The organism is Streptomyces sp. G5(2025), assembly GCF_049542075.1.
Taxonomy (GTDB): Bacteria; Actinomycetota; Actinomycetes; order Streptomycetales; family Streptomycetaceae; genus Streptomyces.
This window is the reverse complement of record NZ_JBMUZT010000002.1, coordinates 1,046,175-1,070,635: the sequence shown is the minus strand read 5'-3', so window position 1 is coordinate 1,070,635 and position 24,461 is coordinate 1,046,175. Positions and strand designations below refer to the sequence as shown.

The 24,461-nt window shown below is 71.4% G+C and carries 16 protein-coding genes and 2 pseudogenes; 12 read left to right on the top strand and 6 right to left on the bottom strand.

The genetic code is table 11. The features are described 5' to 3' along the window. Positions 1-54 precede the first annotated feature (54 nt). The 8 genes from ACOBQB_RS05160 to ACOBQB_RS05125 are packed head-to-tail and all read left to right on the top strand — an operon-like array spanning position 55 to position 9,017. Positions 55-1,023, top strand: coding sequence for a carbohydrate ABC transporter permease (locus ACOBQB_RS05160; RefSeq protein ID WP_423589123.1), 969 nt, complete (start codon positions 55-57; stop codon positions 1,021-1,023). Then, positions 1,020-1,889 (top strand): carbohydrate ABC transporter permease, encoded by an 870-nt coding sequence (locus tag ACOBQB_RS05155; protein ID WP_423589121.1) that lies wholly within the window; start codon positions 1,020-1,022, stop codon positions 1,887-1,889. Before ACOBQB_RS05160 ends, ACOBQB_RS05155 begins: the two co-directional genes overlap by 4 nt. After that, positions 1,886-3,136: a Gfo/Idh/MocA family protein gene (locus ACOBQB_RS05150; RefSeq protein ID WP_423589119.1), complete on the top strand. Its 1,251-nt coding sequence runs from the start codon at positions 1,886-1,888 to the stop codon at positions 3,134-3,136. Before ACOBQB_RS05155 ends, ACOBQB_RS05150 begins: the two co-directional genes overlap by 4 nt. Next, a complete protein-coding gene (locus tag ACOBQB_RS05145) occupies positions 3,133-3,999 on the top strand; it encodes a PmoA family protein (RefSeq protein WP_423589118.1) in 867 nt (288 codons plus the stop codon). The genes ACOBQB_RS05150 and ACOBQB_RS05145 overlap by 4 nt, the downstream gene beginning before the upstream one ends. Beyond that, entirely contained in the window at positions 3,996-5,621 is a 1,626-nt protein-coding gene (locus ACOBQB_RS05140) for a family 43 glycosylhydrolase (RefSeq protein ID WP_423589116.1), read from the top strand. Before ACOBQB_RS05145 ends, ACOBQB_RS05140 begins: the two co-directional genes overlap by 4 nt. A gap of 29 nt (positions 5,622-5,650) precedes the next feature. Next, positions 5,651-7,003, top strand: coding sequence for an ABC transporter substrate-binding protein (locus ACOBQB_RS05135; protein ID WP_423589114.1), 1,353 nt, complete (start codon positions 5,651-5,653; stop codon positions 7,001-7,003). Continuing rightward, complete coding sequence (locus ACOBQB_RS05130) at positions 7,000-7,725, top strand: rhamnogalacturonan acetylesterase (protein WP_423589112.1); 726 nt, start codon at positions 7,000-7,002, stop codon at positions 7,723-7,725. Before ACOBQB_RS05135 ends, ACOBQB_RS05130 begins: the two co-directional genes overlap by 4 nt. Next, positions 7,722-9,017 (top strand): pectate lyase family protein, encoded by a 1,296-nt coding sequence (locus ACOBQB_RS05125; RefSeq protein WP_423589111.1) that lies wholly within the window; start codon positions 7,722-7,724, stop codon positions 9,015-9,017. The genes ACOBQB_RS05130 and ACOBQB_RS05125 overlap by 4 nt, the downstream gene beginning before the upstream one ends. Before the next feature lie 544 nt (positions 9,018-9,561). Here ACOBQB_RS05125 and ACOBQB_RS05120 read toward each other — a convergent pair. The 3 genes and pseudogenes from ACOBQB_RS05120 to ACOBQB_RS05110 all read right to left on the bottom strand — a co-directional run. Then, entirely contained in the window at positions 9,562-10,722 is a 1,161-nt protein-coding gene (locus ACOBQB_RS05120; RefSeq protein WP_423589110.1) for a serine hydrolase domain-containing protein, read from the bottom strand. A 172-nt stretch (positions 10,723-10,894) separates the two neighbouring features. Next, a pseudogene (locus ACOBQB_RS05115) lies at positions 10,895-13,227 on the bottom strand (xyloglucanase). 37 nt (positions 13,228-13,264) lie between these two features. Beyond that, a pseudogene (locus ACOBQB_RS05110) lies at positions 13,265-15,208 on the bottom strand (glycoside hydrolase family 48 protein); the annotation flags it as partial. Between the two features lie 283 nt (positions 15,209-15,491). Here ACOBQB_RS05110 and ACOBQB_RS05105 point away from each other — a divergent pair. From ACOBQB_RS05105 to ACOBQB_RS05090, 4 genes are all read left to right on the top strand, one after another. After that, positions 15,492-16,610: a glycoside hydrolase family 5 protein gene (locus tag ACOBQB_RS05105; RefSeq protein WP_423589108.1), complete on the top strand. Its 1,119-nt coding sequence runs from the start codon at positions 15,492-15,494 to the stop codon at positions 16,608-16,610. A gap of 17 nt (positions 16,611-16,627) precedes the next feature. Beyond that, entirely contained in the window at positions 16,628-18,010 is a 1,383-nt protein-coding gene (locus ACOBQB_RS05100) for a glycoside hydrolase family 6 protein (RefSeq protein ID WP_423589107.1), read from the top strand. 126 nt (positions 18,011-18,136) lie between these two features. Further along, complete coding sequence (locus ACOBQB_RS05095) at positions 18,137-19,144, top strand: LacI family DNA-binding transcriptional regulator (RefSeq protein ID WP_423589106.1); 1,008 nt, start codon at positions 18,137-18,139, stop codon at positions 19,142-19,144. A 154-nt stretch (positions 19,145-19,298) separates the two neighbouring features. Then, a complete protein-coding gene (locus tag ACOBQB_RS05090; RefSeq protein WP_423589104.1) occupies positions 19,299-20,489 on the top strand; it encodes a S8 family peptidase in 1,191 nt (396 codons plus the stop codon). Positions 20,490-20,535: 46 nt separating this feature from the next. On the opposite strand, the gene ACOBQB_RS05085 is transcribed toward ACOBQB_RS05090, so the two are convergent. The 3 genes from ACOBQB_RS05085 to ACOBQB_RS05075 are packed head-to-tail and all read right to left on the bottom strand — an operon-like array spanning position 20,536 to position 24,461. Beyond that, positions 20,536-22,521, bottom strand: a complete 1,986-nt coding sequence (locus tag ACOBQB_RS05085; protein ID WP_423589103.1) for a beta-galactosidase — start codon at positions 22,519-22,521, stop codon at positions 20,536-20,538. Between the two features lie 6 nt (positions 22,522-22,527). Next, entirely contained in the window at positions 22,528-23,454 is a 927-nt protein-coding gene (locus tag ACOBQB_RS05080) for a carbohydrate ABC transporter permease (protein WP_423589102.1), read from the bottom strand. Beyond that, the gene (locus ACOBQB_RS05075) at positions 23,451-24,461 is read right to left on the bottom strand and encodes an ABC transporter permease (protein ID WP_423589101.1); all 1,011 of its coding nucleotides are present in this window, start codon (positions 24,459-24,461) and stop codon (positions 23,451-23,453) included. The genes ACOBQB_RS05080 and ACOBQB_RS05075 overlap by 4 nt, the downstream gene beginning before the upstream one ends.

Sequence of the window (24,461 nt, the reverse complement as noted above, 5' to 3'; positions counted from 1 at the left end):
TCGAACATCGTGCGCGAAGCGCTTCACCCGCACATCCACGATCGGAGAAGTGTCATGGCCCAGGCCGCAGCCGTGGCGAAGCCACCGCCGAGCACAGCCCAGCCGCCGCCCGACCGGGGGCCGCGGCGAGGGCGACGGCGGGTCGGGGCGCCCCCGCGCCGCCTCCCGTACCTGCTGATCGCCCCCGCCGCCCTGCTGATGCTCGGCTTCATCGCCTATCCGGTCATCAGCGTCTTCTACTACAGCCTGCGGCACTACAACCCCACCAAGCCCTGGCGCGACGGCTTCGCGGGCCTCGACAACTTCGTCACCGCCTTCACCGACGACCCCGAGTTCTGGCACACGCTCGGCTTCAGCCTCCAGTGGGTGGCCGTCGAGGTCGTGCTGCAACTGCTGCTCGGCCTCGCGCTCGCGCTGCTCGTCAACCAGACCTTCGTGGGCCGCGCCATGGCCCGCGCCCTGGTCTTCTCACCGTGGGCCGTCTCCGGCGTCCTCACGTCGACCATCTGGCTGCTGATCTTCAACTCCCAGACGGGCATCACCCGTTACCTCGCCGACGTCGGGATCGGCTCGTACGGCACGTCCTGGCTCTCCGACACCGGCACGGTCTTCCCCGCCGTCGTCGCCGCCGAACTCTGGCGCGGCGTCCCCTTCTTCGCGATCCTCATCCTCGCCGACCTCCAGTCCGTCTCCAAGGACCTCTACGAGGCCGCCGAGGTCGACGGCGCGAGCCGCTGGCGGCAGTTCTTCCACATCACGCTGCCGCACCTGAAGGACGCGATCATCCTCTCCACGCTGCTGCGCGCGGTCTGGGAGTTCAACAACGTCGACCTGCTCTACACCCTCACCGGCGGCGGCCCGGCCGGCGAGACGACGACACTGCCGCTGCGCATCGCGTCCATCGCCGTGGACTCGCACGACTTCGGCTACGCGTCCGCGCTGACCGCCATCGCCTTCGTCATCCTTCTCTTCTGCTCGCTGCTGTATCTGCGGCTCAGCAAGTTCGGGGGCCAGGACAGATGACCGCCACCACCGCCACCCGCCCGGCAGGGACGAGGGAGAAGCCCAGGGTCTCCGCCATCGGACGCACGCCCCGCTGGCAGATCTACACCCCCCTCGGGCTGTACCTCCTGTTCACCCTCATCCCCTTCTACTGGATCCTGCTCTTCGCCCTGCGCCCCACCGGCTCCACCTCGCTCGTGCCGTGGCCGGTCACCTTCGAGCACTTCGACAAGGTGTGGACCGAGCGCAGCTTCGCGACCTTCTTCCAGAACAGCCTGCTCGTCGGCGTCGTCTCCATGGTGATGACCACACTCGTCGCCCTCGCGGGCGGCTACGCCCTGGCCCGCTTCGACTTCAAGATCAAGCGTGCCTTCATGCTGGCGCTGCTCTGTTCGCAGTTCATCCCGGGCGCGCTGATGCTCGTACCGCTCTTCGAGATCTTCGCCGAGCTGCGGATGATCAACTCGCTGGGCAGTGTCATCGTCGCCGAGACCGTCTTCCAGCTGCCGCTGTCGATGATCCTCATCAGCGGGTTCATCAAGAACGTGCCCTACGTCCTGGAAGAGGCCGCCTGGGTCGACGGCTGCGGACGCTTCCGAGCCTTCTGCGCGGTCGTCCTGCCGATGCTGCGGCCCGGGCTCATCGCGGTCGGCTCCTTCGCCTTCGTGCACAGCTGGAACCACTTCCTGTTCGCCCTGATGTTCCTCAGCGACCAGGGCAAGCAGACCATCCCGGTCGGTCTGGCCACGCTGATGGGCGCCGACAGCGTCGACCTCGGCGCGCTCGCCGCGGGCGGTGTCGTCGCCGCCGTGCCCGTCGTGATCGTCTTCGCCTTCATCCAGAAGTGGCTGGTCACCGGGTTCAGCGCCGGGGCGGTGAAGGGATGAGCGCCACGACGCGGGGGCTGCGGCTCCCGCTGCCCGTCGTCCTCGCGGGGGCCCACGGCCACGGCCGCCGGCACCTGGAGAACATCCGCCGCCTCCAACTCGCCGGTCTGGTCCGCCTGGTGGGCGTCTGCGAACTGAAACCGCTGGTCGGTGAGGAACTCGTCGGCTTCGGCGCGGTCGAGCAGTCCGACGACTTCGCGGCGCTCCTCGACTCGACCTGCGCCGCCGTCGCCGTCGTCTGCACACCCATCCCCACTCACACCGAGCTGGCGCTCGCCGCCGCGCGGCGCGGCGTCCACGTACTCCTGGAGAAGCCGCCCGCGCCTTCGTACGCGGAGTTCCGGCGGATGGCGGACGGGGCCACCGCGGCCGGGACCGCCGTCCAGATCGGCTTCCAGTCGCTCGGTTCGCACGCGATCCCCGCCATCCGACGGCTCGTCGCCGACGGGGCGATCGGCGAGGTCACCGGGGTGGGCGGGGCCGGCGTATGGGTGCGCGACGAGGCGTACTTCCGGCGGGCGCCGTGGGCCGGGCGGCGCCGTATGGGCGGTGCGGACGTGGTCGACGGCGTCCTGACGAACCCCCTCGCGCACGCCGTCGCCACCGCCCTCGCCCTGGCGGGCAGCACAGCCGCCGAGGACGTCACGGACGTGGAGACGGAACTCTTCCGCGCCCACGCCATCGAGTCCGACGACACCTCGTGCGTACGGGTCTCCACGGCGGGCGGCGGCCGGATCACCGTCGCGGCGACGCTGTGCGCCGACACGTCGGAGGAGCCGTACGTCGTGGTACACGGCAGCGAGGGGCGCATCACCTTCTGGTACAAGCAGGACCGCGTGCAGGTGCGGCGCGGCGGTACGGACAGCGTGGGCTCACCGGCCCTGTACGGCAGGACCGACCTCCTGGAGAACCTGGTCGAGCACCTCAGGGGCCGCGCCCCGCTGCTGGTGCCGCCCGCCACCACCGGCGCCTTCATGCGGGTCGTCGAGGCGGTCAGGCGCGCACCCGACCCCGTCGCGCTGCCCGCCGACGCGTGGCGCGGCGCTCCCGGTGAGAGCGCCGGGCGGCGCGTCGTCGAGGGCATCGACGGGCTGGTCGCGCTCGCCGCCGACACGCTCTGCCTCTACTCCGAACTCGGCGTCTCCTGGGCCCGCCCGCCCTGCCAGGACGACCCTTCCGGTGACCGTCACCCTGACCTTCACGGTGACTTTCCCGGTGACTTTCACGACGAGGTGAACACGTCATGACCACTTCCCCTTCCTCGCAGCCCCCGCCCGGCTCCCTTCTCCTGCGCTGCGCGGGGCGCCCGGTGGCGCGCTACGTCATCCGGCCCGACCTGGACCGCGCCATGGCGCCCCGCCCCTACCTGCACCCCGTCACCACGCTCGCCGGGACGCCCGTCACGGGGCTGGCCCCCGACGACCACCCGCACCACCTCGGGGCCGGGGTCGCCGTGCCCGATGTGGCGGGACACAACTTCTGGGGCGGGCGGACCTTCGTACGCGGCCAGGGGCCGACGGAGCTGGACAACCACGGGGTGCAGCACCACCGGGGGTTCAAACTGCGCGACCCGGACGGCTTCGTCGAGGACATCGACTGGACGGCGGGCGGCGAGGTCCTGCTGCGCGAACGGCGGACGGTCGCCGCCGTCGAACTGGCCGCCGCAGCATGGGCGTTGGACTTCACGTTCGCGCTCACCAACGCGACCGGCGGCGAACTGTCCCTCGGCAGCCCGGCCACCAACGGCCGCCCGGGCGCCGCGTACGGCGGCTTCTTCTGGCGCGCCCCCAGGGCGGACGGTCCCCCACGCGTCTTCACGCCGCAGGCGGAGGGCGAGGAGTCCGCGCACGCGGCCCGTGCCGACTGGCTGGCGCTGACCGGGGACGGCTGGACACTGGTGTTCGCCGGGGCCACGGCCCGGACCCGCCGAGACCCATGGTTCGTACGCGCCGCCGAATACCCGGGCGTCGGATCCTCCCTCGCAGTCCAGGACCGCCTGCCCATCTCCCCGAGCGACACGCTCGTACGCCGCGTCGTCACCGTCGTCGCCGACGGCACCCTGAACCGCGACGAGGCGGCGGCCCTGGTCCGCAAGGCGGTGACGGCGTGAGCGCGGCCGCTCCCGGCAGGAGGACGCCCGCCGCCGACACCACCGGCGACCTCGGCGACCTCGGCGACCTCGGCGACGGAACCTACCGCAACCCCGTCCTCGCCGCCGACTGGTCGGACCCCGACGTACTGCGGGTCGGGCACGACTTCTATCTCACCGCGTCCAGCTTCGGCCGGTCTCCCGGGCTGCCGCTGCTGCACTCCCGGGATCTTGTCAACTGGACGCTCATCGGGCACGCCCTGGACCGCCTCGAACCGGCCGAGGCCTTCACCGTTCCCCGGCACGACCGCGGGGTGTGGGCGCCGTCCCTGCGTCATCGCGACGGGCGTTACTGGATCTTCTGGGGCGACCCCGACCACGGCGTGTACCAGATCAACGCCCCGCGCATACGCGGTCCTTGGGCCCGTCCGCACCTCCTCAAGCCCGGCAAGGGCCTCATCGACCCCTGCCCCCTGTGGGACGAGGAGAGCGGCGCGGCCTATCTCGTGCACGCCTGGGCCAAGTCGCGGTCCGGCGTGAAGAACCTGATCACCGGCCATCGCATGAGCCCCGACGGACGTGAACTCCTCGACGAAGGAAAGGTGTTGATCGATGGTGACCGGCTTCCCGGCTGGTTCACCATCGAAGGGCCGAAGCTCTACCGGCACGACGGCTGGTTCTGGATCCTCGCCCCGGCCGGCGGCGTGGCGACTGGGTGGCAGGGCGCCTTCCGGTCCCGCACCTTCCACGGTCCCTACGAGGAGCGCATCGTCCTCCAGCAGGGCGGCACCGACGTCAACGGCCCGCACCAGGGCGGCTGGGTGCGCACGGCGGCCGGTGAGGACTGGTTCCTGCACTTCCAGCAGCGCGGCGCGTACGGCCGTGTCGTCCACCTCCAGCCGATGCGGTGGGGCGCCGACGGCTGGCCGGTGCTCGGGGACGGGGGTGCCCCCGTGGACGTACACCGCAAGCCGCACCTGCCGCCGCAGCCGCCGTCCGCCCCCGCCACGAGCGACGACTTCCCCGGCGGACGGCACGGCCCCCAGTGGTCGTGGACCGCCAACCCCCGCACCGGCTGGGCCACTTCGCACTCCGGGGACGGTCTGCGCCTGGTCTGCGTCCGCACCGCGCGCGCCGACGATGTACGCGCCCTGCCGCACACGCTCACCCAGCGGCTGCCCCTGCGGCCGTGCGCGGTCGAGGTGGAGTTACGCCTGGACGCCGAAGTGCCGGGCGCCCGCTCCGGGTTGGCGGTGCTCGGCGACGCGTACTCATGGGTGGGCCTGGAGCGGGACGAGGGCGGCACGGTCCGCCTGGTACACCGGTTCGCCGAAGCGGGCACGGAGGCCGAACGGGACGCCGCACCGCCACGCCCGGCGCCGCACGGCACGGCCCGGCTGCGCGTCGAGGTCACCGAGGGCGCCCGCTGCCGCTTCCACGCCGAGACCGGCGACGGCTTCCGGCCCACCGGCGGCCCCGCCTTCGCCGCCACGCCCTGGCGCTGGGTCGGCGCGCTGCTCGGCCTGTTCGCGGCGGCACCCGAGGGCACGGGCCCCACGGGCACGGCCCTGTTCACCCACTTCCGCATCACCCCCTCCCGCATCACTCACTCCCAAAGCACCCTCTCCCGGATCACCCACTGAAACGCGACCCGAACCCGAGAAGAGAGCCGATGACGAACATGAACGAGAAGACCCCGCGCACCAGACGCCGCACGACCGCCGCCCTCGCCCTGACCGCCGCCCTCGCGCTGACCGCCACCGCCTGCGGTGACGACGGCAGCGGCGCGGCCGGGGACAAGGGCGGGGAGGGCAGCGGCAAAGGGGAGGTCGTCTTCTGGGACAACAACACGGCCGTCCGCCAGGACATCTGGCAGGAGATCATCGAGGACTTCGAGAAAGAGAACCCCGACATCGACGTCAAGTACGTGGGTGTGCCCGCCGAGAACGTCCAGTCCAAGTACGACACCGCCATCCAGGGCGGCGGCCTTCCCGACGTCGGCGGCGTCGGCGCCGCCATGCTCGCCGGGATCGCCGCGCAGGACGCCCTGGAACCGCTCGACGACCGCGTCGAGAAGAGCGCGCTGCGCGGCAAGCTCAACTCCGCGATGGTGGACAGCGTCCGCGCGGCCGGCGGCGGCGTCGACCTCTACACCGTCCCGACGTCCGCGAGCAACGGCGTCCTGTACTACCGCACCGACCTCTTCAAGGCCGCGGGCCTGGCGGCGCCCACCACCTGGGAGAAGTTCTACGAGGCCGCCGAGAAGCTCACCGACCGGGACAACAACCGCTTCGGCTACACCATCCGCGGCGGCGAGGGCTCCATCGCGCAGGCCCTCGACGCGATGTACGGGCAGTCCGGCATCGGCGACTTCTGGGACGGCGACGCGACAACCGTCAACGATCCCAAAAACGTGGCGGCGCTGAAGAAGTACGTGGCCCTCTACAAGAAGGCCACGCCCTCCGCCGACCTCAACAACGACTTCACCAAGATGGTCGCCCAGTGGGACAGCGGCCAGATCGGCATGCTCAGCCACAACCTCGGCTCCTACCAGGACCACGTGAAGGCGCTCGGCGAGGACACGTTCCGCGGCCTGCCCAATCCGACGACCGGCGCGGGCGTACGCGTCCAGGTGTCCAACCCCGTCGACGGGCTGGGCCTGTTCAAGTCGAGCAAGAACAAGAAGGCCGCCTGGAAGTTCATCGAGTTCGCCGCCTCGCACACGTCCAACAGCAAGTGGAACGAGTCGGCGGGCGCCATCCCCGCCAACACCGAGGCCGCCAAGGACCCGTGGGTGAAGAAGTCCGAGCCCACCAAGCTCGCCGCCGAGGCACTGAACGACGGCTCCCTGAAGATCGTGCAACTGCCGTACCACCTGCCCGACTGGAACACCATCAGCAAGGCGGAGAACGAGCCCGACTTCCAGAAGGTGCTCCTCGGCAAGATGTCCGCGAAGGACTTCCTTGACTCGCTCGCGGAGCAGCTCGACGAGGCGCAGGCCGAGTGGAAGAAGGAGCACCAGTGACCGCCGCGGGCCCGGGCCGCCGCACGCTGTACCTCGCGGGTGACTCCACCGCCGCCCAGAAGTACGCGCCCGCCGCGCCCGAGACCGGCTGGGGCATGGCCCTGCCCTTCTTCCTGCGTCCCGCGCTGACCGTCGCCAACCACGCGGTGAACGGCCGGAGTTCGAAGAGCTTCGTCGACGAGGGCCGCCTCACCGCGATCCTCGACGCCATCGGCCCCGGTGACCTCCTCCTGGTCCAGTTCGGCCACAACGACCAGAAGCGCGAGGACCCCGCCCGGTACACCGAGCCGTGGACGACGTACCGGGAACACCTGCGTCACTACGTCGCGGGGGCGCGGGCGCGTGGGGCACGCCCCGTGCTCCTGACCTCCGTGGAGCGCCGGCGCTTCGACGAGGGCGGCACCGCCGTGCCCACGCACGGCGACTACCCGGCCGCGATGCGGGACCTGGCCGCCGAGGAGGGCGTGGCGCTCCTCGACATCCAGGCGCTGTCCCTCGCCCTGTGGGGCAAGCTCGGCGCCGAGGAGACGAAGCGGTACTTCAACTGGACCGCGTCCGAGCAGGACAACACCCACTTCAACCCGCCCGGCGCGATCGCCGTGGCCCACCTGGTCGCGGCGGAGCTGCTGCACCGCAGGGTGCTCGCGCCGGGCGACGTGCGCCGCCTCGACGACGAGGTCCCGGAGTCCTGGATCACCTGGCCGGCGGAGGAGAGATCATGACGACGCGTGTCCGTTCCCTTGTGGTCGCGGGCTGTACGGCCCTCGCGCTCGCCATGCCCGTGACGTGGACCGCGACGGCGCACCCGGGGCCCGCCCACGGCCCCCGGGACGTGCTGCCCGCCCACGACGGCTGGGCCTCCGCCGACGGCGGCACCACCGGCGGCGCGGGCGCGGGGCCCGCGCGCACGCACACCGTCACCACTTGGCGGCAGTTCAAGGCGGCGCTCTCCGCGGGCGGGGAAGGCCCCCGGATCATCAAGGTCAAGGGCACGCTGGACGCCACGGGGACGGGCGGCTGCGCGGCGTTCGAGGCCGAGGGGTACGACTTCGCGACGTACCTCGCCGCGTACGACCCCGCGGTGTGGGGCAGGGACCGGCCGGTCAGCGGCGAGCAGGAGGACCTGCGCGCGGCCTCGGCGGCCCGGCAGGCGGCGGCCGTCACGGCGTACATCCCCTCCGACACGACCGTCGTCGGAGTCGGCGCGCACGCCGGGATCACCGGCGGCAGCCTCCAGATCAAGGGCGCGGACAACGTCATCGTCCGCGACCTCACCCTGGAGAGCCCCCTCGACTGCTTCCCCCAGTGGGACCCGGCGGACGGGGCGCGGGGTGCCTGGAACTCGGAGTACGACAGCGCGGTGGTGTACGGCTCCACGCACGTCTGGCTGGACCACAACACCTTCACCGACGGCGCCCACCCCGACAGCTCGCTGCCCTCCTACTACGGCGAGCTCTACCAGCGGCACGACGGCGAACTGGACATCGTGCGCGGCGCCGACCTCGTCACCGTCTCCTGGAACGTCTTCGCCGACCACGACAAGACACTCATGATCGGCAACAGCGACAGCGCGGGCGCCACCGACCGCGGCAAACTCCGCGTCACGCTCCACCACAACCTCTTCCGGGACGTCGTCGAGCGCGCCCCGCGCGTGCGCTTCGGCAAGGTCGACGCCTACAACAACCACTTCGTCGTCCCGCGTGACGGTTACCAGTACTCGTTCGGCATCGGCGCGGAGTCCCAACTCGTGGCGCAGCACAACGCGTTCATGCTGCCGACCGGTGTCAGCGCCGGGCGGATCCTGAAGAAGTGGAAGGAGGCCCCGGTCACCGCCGACCACAACCACGTCAACGGCAGGCGGACCGACCTGATCGCCGCGCACAACGCTCAGTTCCCCGACAACCCTCTCCGCTCCGGCGCGGACTGGACACCCCACCTGCGCACCCACGTCGACCATCCGCGCGCGGTGCCGTACGTGGTGGGCCACCGGGCGGGAGCAGGAAAGCTCCACTGACCGCCCTGTTTCGCCAACCCGCGCGGTCACCTCGTGGTGCGGTCCCTTGTCACGAGCGGCGCCCCCGACGCGTACTACAAACTGGCCCGCCCCTGGGTCCCCTCCGCCGACCCCATGCGGCCACGCACGCCAGGCGTGTGATCTTCCTGCGTCTGCGGGGATGGAACGGGTAGCGCGCGAGGCTCCCGGAGAGGGGGTGGGCGAGCGGGGGTGTTGTCCCGTCAGTCGCCGCCGCGGCCGCCCGGGTTGCCGCCAGGCATCTCTTACGCGTACGGCCTCCAGTCGCCCAGGTACTTCTCGCGTGTCGGGCCGGAGCGCGCGGCGGTGTGCGCCGCGGCGGGGCGAGGGTGAGAGCTGGGTCTCGGGCGGTGCGGTGGGGGGCGGCGGTGGTTGGGTGTCCGGCCAGGGTGCGCCGCGTGACAGTGACGCGTCGTGCGACGGAAGCTCGTCCCTCTGCGGCGACGGCGACGGGGGCGGAGGCGGAGGCGGTTGCGGCGGGTGTGGATGCGGAGGGTGAGCCCGGGCGTCCTGGGCGTGGCTCGCTTCAGCGGCACAGGGCCGTGTCCACGACGCTCTCCAGATGCTTGGCGGTCGCCTCGGCGGTCGGCTGCATGGTCACCGCGACGTTCGCCGCGCGGCCGTCGGCGGTGACGCCGCCCCGGGTCTCGTAGCCGGGGAAGCTGCCGCCGTGGCCCCAGGAACGCCCGCCGCACGACAGGGGTTTGCTGACGATCCCCAGCCCGTAGCGGGCGCCGTCGCCGAAGTACGGGGCGCGGACGGTGGTCCGCATCTGGGCGAGCTGGGCCGCCGGCAGGAGGCGGCCGTCCAGGAGCGCGGTGAAGAACCGGTTGAGGTCGGAGTTGGTGGAGATCAGCTGGCCCGCCGCCCACGCCCAGGAGGGGTCGATCTCCGTGATGTCGTCCAGCTCGGTGCCCGGCGCGTCCTGGTAGTAGCCCTTGGGGTGTGGTCCGCGGATGGCCGCGTCGCGGGGGGCGGGGAAGTAGGTGTGCCGCAGCCCGAGGCGTTGGATGACGCGCCGGTCGATCTCCTGGGCCACGGTGTGGCGGGTGACCTTCTCGATGATCAGGCCGGCCAGCACGTAGTTCGTGTTGCTGTACTCCCACTTCTTCCCCGGAAGGAAGTGGCCCTCGTGCCGCAGCGCGATGTCGAGGAGTTCGCGGGGTTCGTGGTACCGCGGCTGGATGTCGTACGCGGTGTAGTTGGGCAGCCCGCTGGTCTGCTGGAGGAGATGGCGGACGGTGATGCGACGGCCGTCGATGCTCTCCCCGCGCACCAGGCCCGGCAGATACGTGTCGACCGAGGCATCCAGGGCGATCTTCCCTTCGGCGACCAGTTGCAGTGCGACCACCGCGGTGAACGTCTTGGTGTTGCTGCCGATCCGCACCTGGCCGTCCCGCGGCACCGGCGCGCCGGTCGCGAGGTTCCCGACCCCGGCGGTGTAGGTACGTTCGCGCCCCTCGCGGTCCGTGACGCTCGCCAGCGCGGCGGGCGTGCCATCGGCGCGCACCAGCGCGTCCAGGCCTTGCTGGACCGTGTCCGGCCGGGGGGCCGCGGACACCGCGGGTGCCTGAAGCGTCCCCGCCGTCATGACGCCCACGGCCACCGCGACCGCCGCCGCCACACTTCCGCGCCGACCGCCCCGCCGCCCGGACGAACCAACCTTCTGCCATGCCTGCTCACGCACGAGCCAACTCCTACGACCGCTGGGGGCCCGGCGGCGTCCGCTGCCGGGCCCCCAGCATGTCCGTCCGCGCCCATCTGCGGCGATCCTGCCACCCACCGCTCCGGTAGGGGGTTGTCCCCCTTCCCCCTTGCGGGGAGCGGGACCGGTCCACCGGCCCCTGCGGCCGCCGCGCCTACTTGGCCGCCGTGTCGCCGTACACGATGCCGCGGCCGTTCGTCCCCACGTACACCCGGCCGAAGACCTTCGGGTCGCCGGTGATGGCGGCGCCCGTCCAACCCCACTGGTGACGCGCGTCGTTGACGCGCACCCAGTTCGCGCCCGCGTCCGTGGAGCGGAAGATGCCGCGCACACCGCCGATCCTCGCGCTGGTGTAGAGCGTCTGGTACGAGGCGCCGGGCGCCGCCTTGCCGAAGCCGATGGTGTCGGCCTCCTGGACGCCGCCGACCTTCGTGAAGCTCGTACCGCCGTCCGTGGAGTGCCACAGGCCGTACGTCCCGCCGGACGTGCCGCCCGCGAGCCACACGTCGCCCTTCTTTCCCGGCACGGCCTGGAACTTCACCGGCCCCTCGGTCGGCAGGCCGGCCGCCGCCGTCGCGGTGAAGGTCGCGCCGCCGTCGGAACTCACGTAGAAGCGGCCCGTCTTGAAGCCGTAGAACCGCTTCGGGTCCACCCGGTCCGCCTCGACCACCGCGCCCCGCGGGATTCCCTTGGCGGCCGTCCACGACGAACCCGGCCCGGTGGCGGTGTGCACCCCCGCGCCCTCCGGGCTCCACACGAAGCGGCTCCCGTCGGCCGCGGCGGCCACCGCGCCGCCGCCCGTGACGCCGGGCGGCTCCTGGCCGCCGGTCCAGTTGGCGCCGTTGTCCGTGGAGAAGGCCACACGGGGCGCCGCGTCGGCGTTGCCGGACCGTATGACCACGTCCGGCCTGGCCGCGGCGTAGTCGAGGCTCGTGGTCGAGGCGAAGTTCGGCGAGGCGTACATCAGCGGCGGCACCTTGGTGACGTCCGTGTGCCGGAAGCCGCCGATGTCCCCGAGCGCGCTCAGCAGCGGCGCCCCGGACGGGGGAGCCACGAGGTCGTTGACGGCGGTCTCCTCCAGCCCCTTCACCATGGGCGTGACGGTGAACCTGCCGCCCGGGTCGTCCCAGTCGGTGAGGTCCTCCGTGCCGTGGACCGTGGCGCCCGTGCCGTACATCATGCGGTCGGAGTCGAACGGATCGATCTCCAGGGACTCCGTCATCCATCCGAGCTTCGGGGACTGCTCGGGCGGCGCGGGCCGCGCGCCCCAGGAGAGCCAGGGGACGGACGAGATGTCCATGGTGTAGCGGTTCTCGCGCGTCGGGTACGACGAATAGCCCCACGCAGACGTCCAGTTGGCGCCGCTGTCCGTGGTCCGGAAGATCTGCGTGTCGGGCCACCAGGAGCTGTAGCCGGTGACCATGACCGTGCCCGGGTTCTGCCGGTCGACGCTCAGTCCGCTGAAGCCGTAGTGGGTGTCGGCCTCCGCGACCGGGCTGATGTCCTTCCACTCGCCGGTCCGCGTCGCGTACCGCCACACCTGGCCCTTCCCGCCGTCGTAGGGCCCCGCCCGGTCGCTGTACGCGACGTAGAGATAGTCGTTCTGCGCGTCCAGGACGCCCTTGTGGGCGAGGAGCCCGGTCGGCTGCCCGTCCACACGCGACCAACTTCCCCCGCCGTCCGCCGACTTGTAGACGGAGTTGGCCTTGTCGGCGACGCCCACGTACAGCGTCTGCGTCTTTCGGGGTTCCGTGCCGCCCGAGCCCGTCGACTCGTCGAACGTGACCCAGACGATGCCCTGGTTGTCGGAGTTGTAGCCGCTCGTGTCGCTCGGGTCCTGCTGGAAGTTGCCGGGGTTCGGGAAGTTCGTCACCTGCTTCCAGGTGGCGCCCGCGTCCGTGGAGCGCCACAGGCCCTTGCCGCTCGGTGCACCGAGGTAGAGCACGTCGTTGTCGTGCGGGTCGACGGCCAGCCGCTCGCCCATGCCGCGCCCCGGCATGTTGCCGCCCAGCTTGAACGGCAGGTCCGCCTTGCGCCAGGTCTCGCCCCGGTCGGTGGAGCGCAGCACGGCGCCGTTGCCGGGGTCCCAGTCGTTGGTGTACGCGCCGACGGCCGCGTACACCCGGTCGGGGTCGACGGAGTCGGACGCCAGGCTCACCACGCCCGTATGCCCCCAGTCCTCCCACCCCACCGAGTCCAGCAGCGGCTTCCAGGACTTCGACGGCTCCTGCCAGCGGTAGGCGCCGCCGATGTCGGTGCGGGCGTAGGCCAGGTCGCGCTCGGAGCGGTTGAAGACGATGCCGGGGACGAAGCCGCCCCGTCGATGCGGACGTTCTTCCAGTCGTACGCGGCGGCCGTGGCGGCCTTCGCTCGCGCGGGGGCGTGGTCGTCGGCGGTCGCCACCGGACCGCCGACGAGCAGGCCGCCGAGCAGGCCGATCAGAGCGGGGAGTACGCGCGCTCTGTGCGCGTGGGGCACAGGGGGCATGGGGGTCCCTTCGCACATCAGGTGGGGGAGTGGGCGCTCAGCTCTCCAACAGCTCCGCGTACGCGCCGAGGGCGAGGGCGACGTCGACCTGTGCCCAGAAGCGGTGGTACGTGAAGGTGGGCGCGCTGCCGCCCGCCAGATACGCCTGCACCTTCGGCCAGTCCGGGTCCTTCTTGTAGAAGGAGCGGATGGAGGTGAACGTCGACGACGAGTTCACCGGGTCGCCGTTCGGCATCCGCCCGCTCCAGCCGCCCGGCACGTGCACCGCGTCGTCGAAGCGGTTGTAGTCGGCGCGCTTCTCCGGCACCGCGACGCCCCGGGCGTCTTGGTGGTGCGTCCACGCGCCGTCGAGCAGCGCCTTCGCGGTCGCCTTCGCCCTGGCGTGGCCGGAGCGGGCGGCGTAGTAGACGAGCGTGCGCGCGTAGGCGCCCGCCACGCCCACGTCGTTGGTGCGGTCCACGACCGAGACGTGCAGATTCGCGTTGGCGCCCGGCCGCGACGGGTGCCAGGTGTCGGGCTTCCCGGACCAGCTGAGCGTCGAGGGGAAGAGGTATGTGCCGTCGGCGGCGACCGTGGTGTGCGCCAGCGCCCAGGACACCCACTTGTCGAGGACGGCCTTGGCGTCCGCGGCTCCCGTCTGGTGGTAGTACGCGGCGACCCGCTCCATCGACCAGGCCTGGAATCCGAACCACTGGTTGGACGGCGGGTCGTGGTAGACGGGCTTCTCGTCGTAGTACATGCCGTAGAACGTGGGCGTGCCGGACGGCGGCGTCGCGTAGCGGCCCTGCCAGCTGTTGGTCGCGCCGCCCGCGATGGCGCCCTCCGCGGACTGGAGCCAGCGGTAGAACTCCAGCTGCCGCTTCAGGCTCTGCGCCCAGTCCGCCCTGCCGGTGGCCGACTTGGGCGCGAGGGCCGCGTACGAGGAGAGGGCGTGGGCGGCGAGGGGGTTCTGGTAGCCGCCGTGGCTGTGGCTGCAGCCGATGCGCCACGCCCAGCCCGCCGAGGTGTCCAGGGCCCCGCCCCACGCGTAGTACCAGGACAGCAGGTAGTGCGCGCTGTTCTTGCCGCTGCCGGGCGCGCAGCCCGACGGTGACGTGCAGTCGCCGACCTTCTTGAAGTACTTGTCGAACAGCGCGTAGCGCAGGTAGTCGCCCATCTTCGCGGCCTTCGCGACGGTCGCCGCGACCTGCCCCTGTTTCCCTTGCGCGGTGGCCCACTTGTGCGCCCAGTACGCGGCCTGTACGGCACGCGCGTCGGCGTCGGGCGCGTTGGTGAACTTCCACTGCCTGGCGTACGAGGCGTCGCCGGTGAACAGATCCAGGTAACCGTTCCTGCCGCCGTGCGTGAAGTCGTCGCGGCACGGGTGGGTGACCGTCTCCCAGACCGACTCCTGGGGGCCGCGCTGGAAGGTGTTGATGTACGTCGGCGCGGTGCCAAAGCCGCCCAAGCCGTAGGTGTTGTCGACGTCCTGGAGCCAGTGCATGCCGTAGATGTCGTCGGTGCCGTACGCGCTCCGCAGCTCGGCGGCGAGGGGGTCGGCGCCGGGGGCGACCGAGGGGTCGAGGGGTGAGGGGTACTGCGCAGGGGTGTCGCGTTCGGGCGCGTACGTAGCCGGTTTCGCCGCATTGTAGAAACTGTTCGTCGGCTGGTCCGCGCGGGTGGGGATCATGAATTTCTCCATGGTTTCCCACGCCGAGTTGAACCGGGACCAGTCACCGGTGACCTTGCCGTACATGGCCTGGAGCCATATCAGATAGCTGTACGCCTCCGAGGTCGTCTCATGCCCGTGATCGGGGGCTTCGACAATGAGCGTCTCGACGGAGTGGTACGGAATGCCCTCTGGCGAGAAATATCCGTTGGCCGGATTGGTGATCTTTCCGTAGAGGTCGAGGAACCGCTGTTCGTAAAGGGTGGCCGCCGCCCGCGCGTGGGCGGGCTGACCTGCGAGACCGAGGCCGGCCGCGACGGGGAGCGCGGCCGCCGCGGCCCCCATGGCCAGCACCCTGCGGCGGCTGGGTTCCGGTCTCGATTCTCCGTGGTCGGGGAAAGAACGCATGCCGGTGTCCTTCTTCCGATGGGGGTGGGAGCGCTCCCAAAATCCTGGTGCCACTTGGGGTTGTCAAGGGTTCTCGCGTGCATCGAGTCGTCGAATCCATTCGACTGCCGAACGCGTCGGGATTTCCCGGAAACCCGGCAACCTTTTCTCTGCGCGGCGGTGACTGCACGTCAGAGGTCCGTGTTCACCGACCGAAAAGGAGTCGTCCATGCGGCATCCACAACGGCTGTTGCGCACCCTCGCCGCGCTGGCCGTCCTTCTCGTCGCCGGCGGGCTCGCCACCCCCGCGGCCGCGCGCCCCGCCGCGGCCGGACCGCCGCCCGTCCTGCACGTCGAGGGCAACCGCCTCGTCGGCGCGGACGGCACCCCCCACCGCCTCCTCGGCGTCAACCGCTCCGGGGGCGAGTTCGCCTGCGTCCAGGGCTGGGGCTTCTTCGACGGGCCCGTCGACGACGCCTCCGTCAAGGCCATCGCGGAGTGGAACGCCAACACCGTACGCATCCCCCTCAACGAGGAGTGCTGGCTCGGCACCGCCAACATCGACCCCCGCTACCGGGGCGCCGCCTACCGCTCCGCCGTCGACGGCCTGGTCCAGCGCGTCCAGGCCCACGGCATGACCCCGATCCTCGAACTGCACTGGACGCACGGCCGCTACACCGGCAACTCCGCCGGCTGCCACGACGTCCACGCCGGCTGCCAGAAGCCGATGCCGGGCGCCGCGCACACCCCGGCGTTCTGGACCTCGGTGGCGCACACCTACAAGAGCGACCCCGAGGTCGTCTTCGACCTCTTCAACGAGCCCTATCCGGACCGCGCGACCCCCACCACCGCCCAGGCCTGGGCATGCTGGCGCGACGGCGGCACCTGCCCCGGCATCGGCTACGAGGTCGCCGGGATGCAGGACCTGCTGGACGCCGTACGCAGGACGGGCGCCCGCAACCTGGTCCTGGCCGCCGGCATCGCGTACTCCAACGACCTGAGCGGCTGGCTCCGGCACGCGCCCCACGACCCGGCGGGCAATCTCGCCGCGGCCTGGCACGTCTACAACTTCAACGCCTGCGCGGACGAGGACTGCTGGAACCGCGCCCTCGCCCCCGTCGCCGCCCGCGTCCCGCTCGTCGCGGGCGAGATCGGCGAGAACACCTGCTCCCACGGCTTCATCGACCGCGTCATGAAGTGGTTCGACGACCGCCGGCTCTCCTACCTCGGCTGGACCTGGAACGCCTGGGACTGCTCCTCGGGCCCGGCCCTGATCCGCTCCTACGACGGCACACCCACCCCGTTCGGCATCGGGCTGCGCGACCACCTGCGCGCCCTCGACACCTGAGAGGCACCGGAGACGACATGAGCCGCACACGTATACACACCCTCCAAAGATCCCGCACCCTCCTGCTCGCCCTGTCCACCGTGGTCGCGCTCAGCGGCGGCACCGCCGTCGCCCTCGCCGACCAGCCCGCTGAGCCCGCAGGGGCCACCGCGGCCGCCGCCCGCGTCGACAACCCGTACGCGGGCGCCAAGGTCTACGTGAACCCCGAGTGGTCGAAGAAGGCCGCCGCCGAGCCGGGCGGCACCGCCGTCTCGAACCAGCCCACCGGCGTCTGGCTCGACCGGATCGCCGCGATCGCGGGCGGCAACGGCAAGATGGGCCTGCGCCAGCACCTCGACGCGGCCCTCCAACAGCGCGCTGGCGTCGTCCAGTTGGTCATCTACAACCTGCCGGGCCGGGACTGCGCGGCCCTGGCCTCCAACGGCGAGCTCGGCCCCACCGAGATCGACCGCTACAAGCGGGACTACATCGACCCGATCGCGAAGATCCTCGGCGAGGCGAAGTACGCGAACCTGCGCATCGTCACGACCGTCGAGATCGACTCACTGCCCAACCTCGTCACCAACACCGGCGGCCGGCCCACCGCCACCCCCGCCTGCGACCTGATGAAGGCCAACGGCAACTACGTGAAGGGCGTCGGCTACGCCCTCAAGCAGCTGGGCGCCGTGCCCAACGTCTACAACTACGTGGACGCGGGCCACCACGGCTGGATCGGCTGGGACGACAACTTCGCCGCCTCCGCGCAGGTCTTCCACCAGGCCGCCACCGCCGAGGGCAGCACCGTCGACAACGTCCACGGCTTCATCACCAACACCGCCAACTACAGCGCCCTGAAGGAGGAGAACTTCCGCATCGGCGACACGGTCGGCGGCCGCTCGGTCCGCGAGTCGAAGTGGGTCGACTGGAACCGCTACACCGACGAGCTCTCCTTCGCCCAGGCCTTCCGCGACCAGCTGGTGGCCACCGGCTTCCGGTCCGGCATCGGCATGCTCATCGACACCTCCCGCAACGGCTGGGGCGGCACGGCACAGCCCACCCGGCCCGGCCCGACGACGGACGTCGACTCCTACGTCAACGGCGGCCGCTACGACCGCCGCATCCACGTCGGCAACTGGTGCAACCAGTCGGGCGCGGGCCTCGGCGAACGCCCCAAGGCCGCACCCGCGGCCGGCATCGACGCCTATGTCTGGATGAAGCCGCCGGGCGAGTCCGACGGCTCCAGCAAGGCGATCCCGAACGACGAGGGCAAGGGCTTCGACCGGATGTGCGACCCCACCTATGAGGGCAACGCGCGCAACAACTACAACAGGTCCGGCGCCCTGCCGGACGCGCCGGTCTCGGGCCACTGGTTCTCCGCCCAGTTCCAGCAGCTCCTGAAGAACGCGCACCCGGCGCTCTGACCGCACCACGGGGCGCCCCGCCCCTGCCCACCGGAGTCGAAGCGCTTCGACTCAGCGTATGGACAGGCCAGGGGCGCCCCCTTAGGGTCGGTCGCGTCGTCCCGTCGTCCAGTCCAGGAGAGCCGCATGGTCACCCTCGCCGAGGTCGCCAGGCACGCCGGAGTCTCGGCCAGCACGGTGAGCTACGTCCTCAGCGGCAAGCGGTCGATCTCCACCGGCACCCGGGAACGCGTCGAACGCAGCATCCATCAGCTCGGCTACCACCCGAACGCGGGCGCCCGCGCCCTGGCAAGCAGCAGGTCCAACGTCATCGCGCTGATGATGCCGCTGCGCACCGACATGTACGTACCGGTGATGATGGAGATCGCCATCGCCGTCGCCACCACGGCCCGCGCCCACGGCTACGACGTACTGCTCCTGACCGGCGACGAGGGCCCGCGGACCGTGCGCCGCGTCACCGGCAGCGGACTCGCCGACGCCATGATCCTCATGGACGTCGAACTGGACGACGAGCGGCTCCCCCTGCTGCGCGAAAGCCCGCGGCCCGCCGTGCTCATCGGACTGCCCGCCGACACGACCGGACTCACCTGCGTCGACCTCGACTTCGTCGCCACGGGCGCGCTCTGCGTGGAGCACCTGGCCGGACTCGGCCACCGCGACATCGCCGTCATCGGCGAGGCCCCCGCCGTCTACGAACGCCACACCGGCTTCGCCGAGCGCACCCTCGACGGACTGCGCGGCAGGGCCCGCGAGCTGGGCGTACGGCTGCTGCACCGGCCCTGCGAGGCGGGATACGGGCCCACCTCGGCCACCCTCGCCCGGATCTTCGACGAACGGCCGGGCACCACGGGCTTCGTCGTGCAGAACGAGTCGGCCGTGGAGCCGCTGCTCGGACTGCTGCGCCAGCGGGGCCGCGCGGTGCCCGAGGACGTCTCGGTGATCGCCATCTGCCCGGACCAGGTGGCCCTCCAGGCCTCGGTGCGGCTCACCTCGGTCTCCATCCCCGCCGAGGAGATGGGGCGCCGGGCCGTGGAGCGCGTCGTCGCCAAACTCGCGGGGCAGGGCGCGGACGACGTCGCACTGATCGCCCCGGAACTGACGGTGCGGGCCAGTTCGGGGGGCGCCCCGGTCTGACACAGGGGGCGCATTGCGGTGTTCGCCACCGTAAGGAGTCACGTCACTCCTGAGGGTGATATTCCGCTAAGGGTTCGTACTGCTTCCCTACAGAAGTCCCTCTGTAGCCCTACACAGGGACCTTTGTGGCAGACACTCCCGAACGGAGTACTGAATGAGGCTCTCCGCCCGCTGTGCTTGCGCGGCGCTGCTCCTGCTGCTCCCCCTCACCGCCCTCCCCGCCTCGGCCGCCGAACCGAGTCCGAAGGCGCCGACGCGCTCCACGCCCGCACCGCTGCGCACCACGTCGGCGCCCATCGCGGACCAGTACATCGTCACCCTGAAGTCCGACACCACCTCGACGGCCACCCGGATCACCCAGCAGGTCGGCGTCACCCCGCTCCATGAGTACCAGCACGTGCTGCGCGGCTTCGCGGCCAAGCTCGACGCGAAGCAGCTCGCGGCCGTGCGCGGCCTCCCGGAGGTGGCGGCCGTCGAGCAGGACGCGGAGGTCACCGTCGGCCCGGCGCCCGCGGTCCGCGTCCCGGCCGCCAGCTGGGGACTGGACCGCATCGACCAGCCCTACCTCCCGCTCAACCAGCAGTTCAACGTCAACAGCACCGGCGCCGGTGCCACGGCCTACATCTTCGACTCCGGCATCGACTACCGGCACGCGGAGTTCGGCGGCCGTGCCGTGCCCGGCTTCGACGCGATGGGCGACGGCAGGAACGGCCAGGACTGCAACGGCCACGGCACGCACGTCGCCGGCACCGTCGGCGGGGCGAACTACGGCGTCGCCCGGCAGGCGAGGCTGGTCAGCGTCCGCGTCCTCGGCTGCGACGGCAAGGGATCGTACGCCGGCATGATCGCCGGCTTCGACTGGGTGGCGAGGAACGCCAGGCAGCCCGCGGTCCTCAACGGCTCCCTCGGCGGCCCGCGGAGCGACGCCGTCAACCAGGCCGCGACGGCTCTCTCGGACAGCGGTGTCCTGCCGGTCGTCGCGGCGGGCAACGACGCGGTCGACGCGTGCGACGTCTCGCCCGCGAGCGCCCAGCGAGTCCTCACCGTCGGAGCCACCAACCACCAGGACCAGGAGGCGGCCTTCTCCAACCACGGCCCCTGTCTCGACATGTACGGCCCCGGCACCGCCATCGTCTCGGCCAGGCTCGGCGGCGGGAGCGTGGCGCTGGACGGCACGTCCATGGCCAGCCCCCACGTCGCCGGGGTGGCCACCCTTCTCAAGGCCCGCCACCCGTCGGCGACCTCCGCCCAGGTCTACAACTGGATCGTCGACAAGTCGGTGAAGGACATCCTCACGGTGACCAAGTCCTCTCCCAACCGCCTGGTGCAGACCGGTGGCCTCTGACAGTGCGCGAACGCCCCCACCGGCCCGTGAGCCGGTGGGGGCGCCCTCAGTCCCGGCGGGGCGCGGCCTCCAGCACCGCCACCCCGTACCGCCCCAACGTGACGGTCCCCTCGACGACCTCGCCGGTCAGCAGCTCGCGGTGGCGCCCCGGCACCGCGACGCCCACCTCGCCGCGGCCGTGGTGCAGGAGGAACAGCAGGTCGCCGCGGCGCACTGCCTCCACGTCCCGGGGGAGGCCGTCCAGGGCGGGCCGTACGCCCGCCCGCGCCGCGACCCGGGCCAGCAGATCGCGCAGGGCGGCCGGCTCGGGGAGAGTGGTGACGTACCAGGCGCGGCCCCGGCGGAGCACCGCGGGGAGCCCGTCGAGCTCACCGTCCAGGTAGCGGGCCTCCACGGCCGTATCGTCCTCGGCGGTCAGCTCCTCCGACCAGAGCGTGCCGGTGAACTCCCCGCAGTCGACGCTCTCCCCGTCCTCCAGCGGCCACCACTCCTGCACGGTACGGATGCCGAACAGCGCCCGCAGCCGGGCGTCCATGCCGCCGGGGCGCACCCGGTCGTCGCCGTCGGCCACCCCCGTGAAGAAACCGCAGACGAGGGTACCGCCCTGACGTACGTACGCGACGAGGTCGGCGATCGCGGGGTCGGTGAGGAGGTAGAGGTGCGGGACGACGACCATGCGGTACGCGGACAGGTCGTGCCCGGGGTGGGCGAAAGAGGCCGTGAGGTGGGCCTCCCACAGGGCCGCGTGCCAGGCGCCGAGCACCTGGGCGTGGTCGAGGCGGGCGGAGGGGCGGCCGTCCTGCTGCCCCGCCCACCAGGAGTCCCAGTCGTGCAGGACCGCCACCTCGGCGGGTACGCGGGTCCCGCTCACCCGGGGCCCGACGCGGGCGAGTTCGGCACCGAGGCGCTTGACCTCCTGGAAGGTGCGGCCTTCCTCGCCCGCGTGGCCGAGCATCCCCGAGTGGAACTTCTCGGCGCCCTGGCGTGACTGCCGCCACTGGAAGTAGCAGACCGCGTCGGCGCCGCGCGCCACCGCCTGCCAGGACCAGAGGCGGTTCAGCCCGGCGGGCTTCGGATGGTTCACGCCGCGCCAGTTGACCGGGCCCGCCGCCTGCTCCATCAGCATCCAGGGGCCGCCGCCCGCCTGGGAGCGGGTGAGGTCCTGGACGAGCGCCCCCTGCCGGCCGCCGAGCGGATCCCTGGGGTCGGGGTAGAGGTCGACCGAGACGACGTCCTCCTGCGCGGCCCACTTCCAGCCGTCCTGGCCCTGCCACAGCGGCATGAAGTTGGTGGTGACCGGCAGGTGCGGGGTGTGGGCGCGGACGATGTCGCGTTCGGCGCGGTAGCACTCCAGCAAGGCGTCCGACGTGAAGCGCTTGAAGTCGAGGACCTGCGTGGGGTTCTTCATGTAGTGCGCGCGGCGTGGCGGCAGGACCTCCTCCCAGGCGTCGTAGTTCTGCCCCCAAATGGCGGTGCCCCAGGCGGAGTTGAGAGCCCGGAGCGAGGCGTATCGTGCCCTAAGCCAGCGGCGGAACGCGGCGGCCGCCGTCTCCCCCCAGTCGTAGGTGCAGTACTCGTTGTTGATGTGCCACATCGTGAGCGCCGGATGGCGGGCGTAACGTGCGGCGAGGTCCTCCGTGAGGGCGGCGGCGTGGTGGCGGTAGGCGGCGCTGGAGTGCGCGAAGTGCTGACGCGAGCCCCACCACTCGACCTGGCCGTTCTCGTCACGCGGCAGCGTCTCGGGGTGGAGCCGGCCGAGCCACGGCGGGGGAGAGGAGGTCGGCGTGGCGAGGACCACGCCGATGCCGTGGTCGTGCATCAGGTCCATCAGCCGGTCCAGCCACCCGAACTCCCGCGATCCGGGGCGGGGTTCGAGCTTCGCCCAGGAGAAGACGCCCAGGGTGACGGAGTTGACCCCGGCCTCCCGCATCAGCCGCGCGTCCTGTGCCCAGACGTCCTCGGGCCACTGCTCGGGGTTGTAGTCGCCGCCGAACAGGACGCGGCCGCGGGAGGCGTCGTCGAGGGAAGGCATCGCCGGTCAGCCCTTCACCGCGCCGGTGAGCATGCCCTGCTTGAAGTGCCGCTGCACGAATGGCGAGAGGATGGCGACCGGCAGTAGCGCCAGCACCATCACGGCCATCTGGATGGCGAGCGGCGACAGGTGCCCGGTGTTGATCGCCTGGCTGAGGCCGGTCGGCCGCTGCTGCTTGATGACGAGCTGCTGCATGACGTTCTGGAGCGGCATCATGTCCGGGTCGCTGAGGTAGATCGAGGCGTTGAACCACGCGCTCCAGTACCCCACCGCGTAGAAGAGCGTGATCACCGCGAGCACCGCCCGCGAGAGGGGCATGACGATCCGCCACAGGATGCGCAGGTCCCCGGCGCCGTCGATGCGGGCACTCTCGATCAGCTCCTGGGCCGTGCCCATGAAGAACGCCCGCAGGACGAGGATGTTGAAGACGTTCAGCGCGCTCGGCAGGATCAGCGACAGATAGGTGTCCGTGAGCCCGAGGCCCTGCACCACCAGATACGTGGGAATCAGCCCGGCCCCGAAGAACATCGTGGCGATGACCAACAGCAGGATCGGGCGGTGCAGCACGGACCCCGGGCGGGAGAGGCCGTACGCGCACAGGACGGACACCGCCATGCTGAAGAGCGTGCCGGTGACCGTGACGCCCACGCTGACCAGCGCGGCCCGCGAGACCTGGCCGCCGCCGAGCAGCTCCTGGTAGTGGATGAGGGTGACGCCGCGGGGGATCACCACCAGGCCGCCCGTCTCGGTGATCGTCTTCACCGAGGAGAGGCTGGTGACGACCACCACCCACACCGGGAAGAGGACGGCCAGGCAGACCAGGGTCAGCGTCACGCTCTTGGTGGCGAGCCCGGCCCGGGTCGGCGGCTCCTCCCACACCGGGCGCAGGCCGGACCGGCTGCCGGGCCTGATGCCGAAGTCGAGCACGCTCATCGCTTGTAGACCCCCTGTTCGCCCATGAGGTGGGCGGCCTTGTTGGCCCCGAGCACCATCAGGAGGCCGAAGACGCCCTTGACGATGCCGATGGCGGCGCCGTATCCGAAGTTGCCGTTGTCCAGGCCGGTGTTCCACACATACGTGTCCAGGACCTCCGAAGCCGTGGGACCCACCGCGGTGCGCTGGAGCAGGATCTGTTCGAAGCCGACCGTGAGGGCGTTGCCGACCTGGAGGACGAGTAGCAGCGCCACCACCGGGCGCAGCGCGGGCAGTTGGATGTGCCAGATACGCCGCCAGCGGCTCGCGCCGTCCATCGCGGCGGCCTCGTACAGGTCGGGGCTGACCGCGGCGAGGGCCGCGAGGAAGACGATGACGCCCCAGCCCGCGTCCTTCCAGATCATCTCGAAGGTGACCAGGAACTTGAACAGGCCGGGGTCGGTCATCAGGTCGAAGCCCTCGTGGCCGTGGTCGCGCAGCACCTGCGCGACGAGGCCGGCCCCGCCGAACATCTGCTGGAACACGGTGATGACGAGCACCCAGGAGAAGAAGTGCGGGAGGTAGAGGATCGCCTGGGCGACGGCCCGCACCCGGGGGCGCACGAAGCTGTTGACGAACAGCGCGAGCAGCACCGGGACCGGGAAGAACAGCGTCAGCTGGATCACGAAGATGGCGAGGGTGTTGCGGACCGCCTGCCGGAACAGCCGGTCCTCGGCCATGTGCCGGAAGTGCTCGAAGCCGATCCACGGGCTCTGTGACATCGCCTGGAACGCGTTGTCCGCGATGTAGGGGTCGTAGTCCTGGAAGGCGACGACGTTGCCGATCAGCGGTACGTAGTTGAAGACGAGCAGGAGCAGCAGCGCGGGCAGCACCATCAGGAGCAGGACGCGGTCGCGGCGCAGCCGGTGGCGGAGCGCGACCCGGGGCGAGGCCGTGGGCGGGGGCGCGGCGTCGGCGGGCGCGGTTTTCCGTTGGGCGGTGGGCGGACGAGCCGTGCTCTGTGTCAT